Annotated in this window: 4 protein-coding genes and 1 pseudogene; 2 read left to right on the top strand and 3 right to left on the bottom strand. The window is 74.2% G+C overall.

What is annotated here, in order from left to right; translation table 11 throughout:
* Positions 1 to 1,312: DEAD/DEAH box helicase (locus tag ACW0Q9_RS29495; protein ID WP_456186876.1), on the bottom strand; the 1,312-nt coding region annotated here is incomplete at its 3' end.
* A 294-nt stretch (positions 1,313 to 1,606) separates the two neighbouring features.
* Here ACW0Q9_RS29495 and ACW0Q9_RS29490 point away from each other — a divergent pair.
* Positions 1,607 to 2,248 carry a ferritin-like fold-containing protein gene (locus ACW0Q9_RS29490; protein ID WP_456186874.1) on the top strand — a complete coding sequence of 214 codons (642 nt, stop codon included), beginning with the start codon at positions 1,607 to 1,609 and terminating at the stop codon, positions 2,246 to 2,248.
* Positions 2,249 to 2,331: 83 nt separating this feature from the next.
* On the opposite strand, the gene ACW0Q9_RS29485 is transcribed toward ACW0Q9_RS29490, so the two are convergent.
* Both ACW0Q9_RS29485 and ACW0Q9_RS29480 read right to left on the bottom strand, forming a co-directional pair.
* Entirely contained in the window at positions 2,332 to 2,559 is a 228-nt protein-coding gene (locus ACW0Q9_RS29485; protein ID WP_091317774.1) for a DUF3107 domain-containing protein, read from the bottom strand.
* A 65-nt stretch (positions 2,560 to 2,624) separates the two neighbouring features.
* Positions 2,625 to 3,263, bottom strand: coding sequence for a TetR/AcrR family transcriptional regulator (locus ACW0Q9_RS29480; protein ID WP_074472473.1), 639 nt, complete (start codon positions 3,261 to 3,263; stop codon positions 2,625 to 2,627).
* Between the two features lie 149 nt (positions 3,264 to 3,412).
* Here ACW0Q9_RS29480 and ACW0Q9_RS29475 point away from each other — a divergent pair.
* Positions 3,413 to 4,165, top strand: a pseudogene (locus ACW0Q9_RS29475) (hypothetical protein); the annotation flags it as partial.

Genomic DNA, 4,165 nt, shown 5'->3' with positions numbered 1-4,165 from the left:
ACCGGCCACCGCCCAGGTCCTCCTCGACCTCGGCCGACAGGCCGGCGCGGGTGCGCTCGGCGGTCGGCAGCGTGCCGGTGATGTCCCGGGAGATGTCCAGGTCGGTGTAGAGGTGCGGAGAGGTGTGGTAGGTCTCCGGCGGCTCCGGCATGTCGAGCCCGAGGGTCTTGTCGATGATCCGCCAGCGGGGCATGTCGTCCCAGTCGACGAAGGTCACCGCGACACCGGACGCCCCGGCCCGGCCGGTGCGGCCGATCCGGTGGGTGTAGGTGTCCTGGTCCTCCGGGCAGTCGTAGTTGATGACGTGGGTGACGCCGGTGACGTCGAGCCCGCGCGCCGCCACGTCGGTGGCGACCAGAATGTCGATCTTGCCGGCCCGGAACGCCCGCAGCGCCCGCTCCCGCGCCCCCTGGCCCAGGTCGCCGTGGACGGCGGCCACCGCGAAACCGCGGAAGTCGAGGTCCTCGGCCACCCGGTCGGCGGCCCGCTTGGTCCGGGTGAAGATCATGGTCAGCCCGCGACCCTCCGCCTGGAGGATGCGCGCCACGATCTCGACCTTGTTCATCGAGTGGGTGCGGTAGACCAGCTGCTGGGTCTGCGGCGACGGGCCGGTCTCGGCGGTGTGCCCGGCGTGGATGGTCACCGGCCGGCGCAGGAAGCGCCGGGACAGCGCCACGATCGGGTCCGGCATGGTGGCCGAGAAGAGCATGGTCTGCCGGTCCTCCGGCAGCATCGACAGGATCTTCTCGACGTCGTCCAGGAAGCCCAGGTCGAGCATCCGGTCGGCCTCGTCGAGCACCAGCGCGTGCACCCGGTCGAGCCGGAGGTGCTTCTGCTTGGCCAGGTCCAGCAGCCGGCCCGGGGTGCCGACCAGGATCTCGACGCCCTTGCGCAGCGCGTCGATCTGCGGCTCGTACGCGACACCGCCGTAGATCGGCAGCACCCGGACGCCCCGGGTGCGGCCCGCGGCGTCGAGGTCCTTGGCGACCTGGAGACCCAGCTCGCGGGTGGGGACGACGACCAGCGCCTGCGGGACGCCGTCGCCGCCCTCGGCGGGGGCGAAGACGCGCTCCAGCAGCGGAATGCCGAAGCCGAGGGTCTTGCCCGTGCCGGTCGGGGCCTGGCCGATCAGGTCGACGCCGCGCAGCCCGATCGGCAGCGCGTACTCCTGGATGGCGAAGGCGCGGGTGATGCCGGCGGCGGCCAGCGCCTCGACGGTCTCCTGGCGGGCGCCGAGCTCGGCGAAGGTGGGAGCCTCCGGACGGACCGGAGCGGTGGGGGCCAGTACCTGGCCTTGAATCTGCTCGCTCATATGGATTTAGGGGTGCCCTCTCGTGGTGCGCCCCGTCATGTCCTCAGGGCGCGAACGGTATGGCGCGGGCCACACGGTCGGGGGGCGGTGACGCCGAGCCGGACCGGGCCGCACGCGCGCCGGGGACCGGTAGTGATCAGCTGAGCTGATCGGGTGCCCACGGCAACTGTGTCATCCTACCTGAACTGCCCGGGGGTCGTCCTGATTCCGGGTGACCGCACCGCGCCCGGGGGTGACCGGTGTGACCTGGGTCACTGTGCGGCCGCTCTTGTGTCCGGGCGGTAGCCTGCGGTCGTGTCCGCCCCCGACCCCGCGCTGGCCGACCTGCTCGGCCTCGTCGCCTACGGCGAACTGCTCGCCTTCGACCGGCTGGCCGCCGACGCCCGCCTCGCCCCCGACCTGCGCCGCCGGGCCGCGCTGAGCGAGATGGCCGCCGCCGAGATCGCCCACTACCGGTGGATCGCCGACCGGATCACCGCGCTCGGCGTGACCCCCGACGAGGCCATGGCCCCCTACGTCGGGGCGTTGGACGCGTACCACGACTCGACCGAGCCGAAGGGCTGGCTGGAGGCGGTGACCAAGGCGTACGTCGGCGACGCCATCAGCGACGACTTCCTGCGCGCGATCGCCGACCGCCTCGACGGGCCGGACCGGCGACTGATCCTCGACGTGCTGCACGACTCCCGGTACGCCGAGTTCGCCGCCGCCGAGATCCGGGCCGCCATCGAGGCCGACCCCCGGGTGGCCAACCGGCTCTCCATGTGGGCCCGGCGGCTGGTCGGCGAGGCGCTCTCCCAGGCCGGCCGGGTCGCCGCCGCCGACCGGGGCGCGCTCACCGCGCTGATCTCCCGGGAGGGCGTGGACGTGCCGGCGCTCTTCCGCCGGCTGACCGACGCGCACACCGCGCGGATGACCGCGGTGGGTCTGAACAACTGACGCCGTGCGCCGCCGTGACGGGGAGGCCCCGCCACGGCGGGCCGGCTGGGGATCACGGCCCGCGAAGGCGGGCCGGCCGGGGATCAGCGGACGGTGAACCCGACCGCGCGGGGCGAGGCCTCCGCGATCTCGACGTAGGCGACCTTCGTGACCGGCACGATGACCCGCCGGCCCTTCTCGTCGGTCAGGGAGAGGGTGCCCTCACCCTTGGCGACGGCGTCGGTCACGATCTGCTCGATCTCGGCCGGCGACTGCGCGCTCTCCAGGACCAGCTCCCGCGGCGCGTACTGCACGCCGATCTTGACCTCCACTGTGCCTCCTCAACTGGGGCGAAAAAGCCACCCTGGGAAGGCTATCCGATCTGGCGGCCCGATGTTCAGGCTGACTCACCTTGCAGCGGGAAGCTGGCGATGCCCCGCCAGGACAGCGCCGCGACCAGGGCCTCGGCCTCCGCCTTGGGCACCTGACGGCCGCCGGCCAGCCAGAACTGGGCGGCCGTCTCGGCGGCACCGACCAGCCCGGACGCGAGCAGCTCGGCGTGTGCCCGGCTCACGCCGGTGTCCGAGATGATGGTGTCGGTGATCGCGGCGATGCAGCCCTGCTCGACCCGCTCCACCCGCTGCCGCACGGCCGGGTCGTTGCGCAGGTCCGACTCGAAGACCAGCCGGAACGCCTCGCTCTCGTGGTCGACGAAGTCGAAGTACGCGCGCACCGAGGCGCCGACCCGCTCCTTGTTGTCGTTGGTGCCGCGCATCGCGTCGTGCACCTTCGCCACGATGGCGTCGCAGTGCGTGTCCAGCAGCGCCAGGTAGAGCTCCATCTTGCCCGGGAAGTGCTGGTAGAGCACGGGCTTGGAGACACCCGCCCGCTCGGCGATGTCGTCCATCGCGGCGGCGTGGTAGCCCTGCGCGACGAACACCTCCTGGGCGGCCGCGAGCAGCTGCTTGCGCCGCGCCGAGCGGGGCAGGCGGGTGGGCCGGCCGGCGGTCTGCGCACCGTTCCCCACAGCGGTCATGGGAACCTCCGAGTTTCTCTGTACGAGCCGGCACTTATCACCCGAACCGGTCCGGGTTCGTGAACCCGTCGCGGAATTGGCCCGCCGCTGTAACTTATCGCCACTGTCACCACACGGTAGCCTCAGCGGGGGCGACCAAGGAGCGCGCGGTGAGTGAATCAGGGCAACCCGGAGCCGCCACCCCGGGAGAGCACGGCGACGGCACGGGTCAGCAGGACGACCTGGCCCGCGCCGGCAGCGGGTGGGCGCCCCCGGCGACCGGTTGGGCCCGGGGCGCGCCGGCGCCCGGCGGCTGGCCCCGCGCCGACCTCACCGGCTGGGGCGCCTCGTCCCCCCGGCACGGCGACCTCCCGGCCCCGCTGCCCGGGCTGACCGCCGAGGAGCCGCCGGGCCGGGTCAACGGCCGCCACGTCAACGGCGTGCACCACGCCGGGGAGGAGTCGCCCGTGACCCGCCAGGCGCCGGTCAGTGCCCCGCCCGCGGACGAACCGCGCCGGGAGACCGACGGCGACCGGCTGGTCGTGCCGGCCCAGCGGCCCGCGCCCGCGGTCGAGCAGCCGACCGCGGAGGCGGAGCCCACCGGGTCCCGGCACGCCTCCGACGACCCGCCCGCGGGACGCGCCCCACGCTGGGCGGAGAGCGGCCCGACGTCCGCGCCGCCGGCCCTCCAGGTGCCGCCGGTCGGCGCCGCCGCCTCCGGCTTCGAGGTGCCCCCGGGCTTCCACGCCCCGACCGGCGAGCGCACCGAAACCGCCCCGTCGCTCTCCCACGGCTGGACCGACCGCTTCCCGCCGGAGCAGCCCCCGGCCGAGGCGCCGCGCTCCGCCGGTCCGGCCGACCGCTTCCCGCCGGAGCAGCCGCCGAGCGACACGCCGTCGCTGTCCCGGGGCTGGGCCGACCGG

It is taken from the genome of Micromonospora sp. I033 (assembly GCF_053890995.1).
The sequence above is the reverse complement of the archived record's forward strand: the minus strand, read 5'-3'. Positions and strand labels throughout refer to the sequence as shown.

What these genes read in the sequence shown, in the direction of transcription:
- ACW0Q9_RS29480 (WP_074472473.1), bottom strand. Translation starts at nt 3,263, where the DNA reads ATGACCGCTGTGGGGAACGGTGCGCAGACCGCCGGCCGGCCCACCCGC.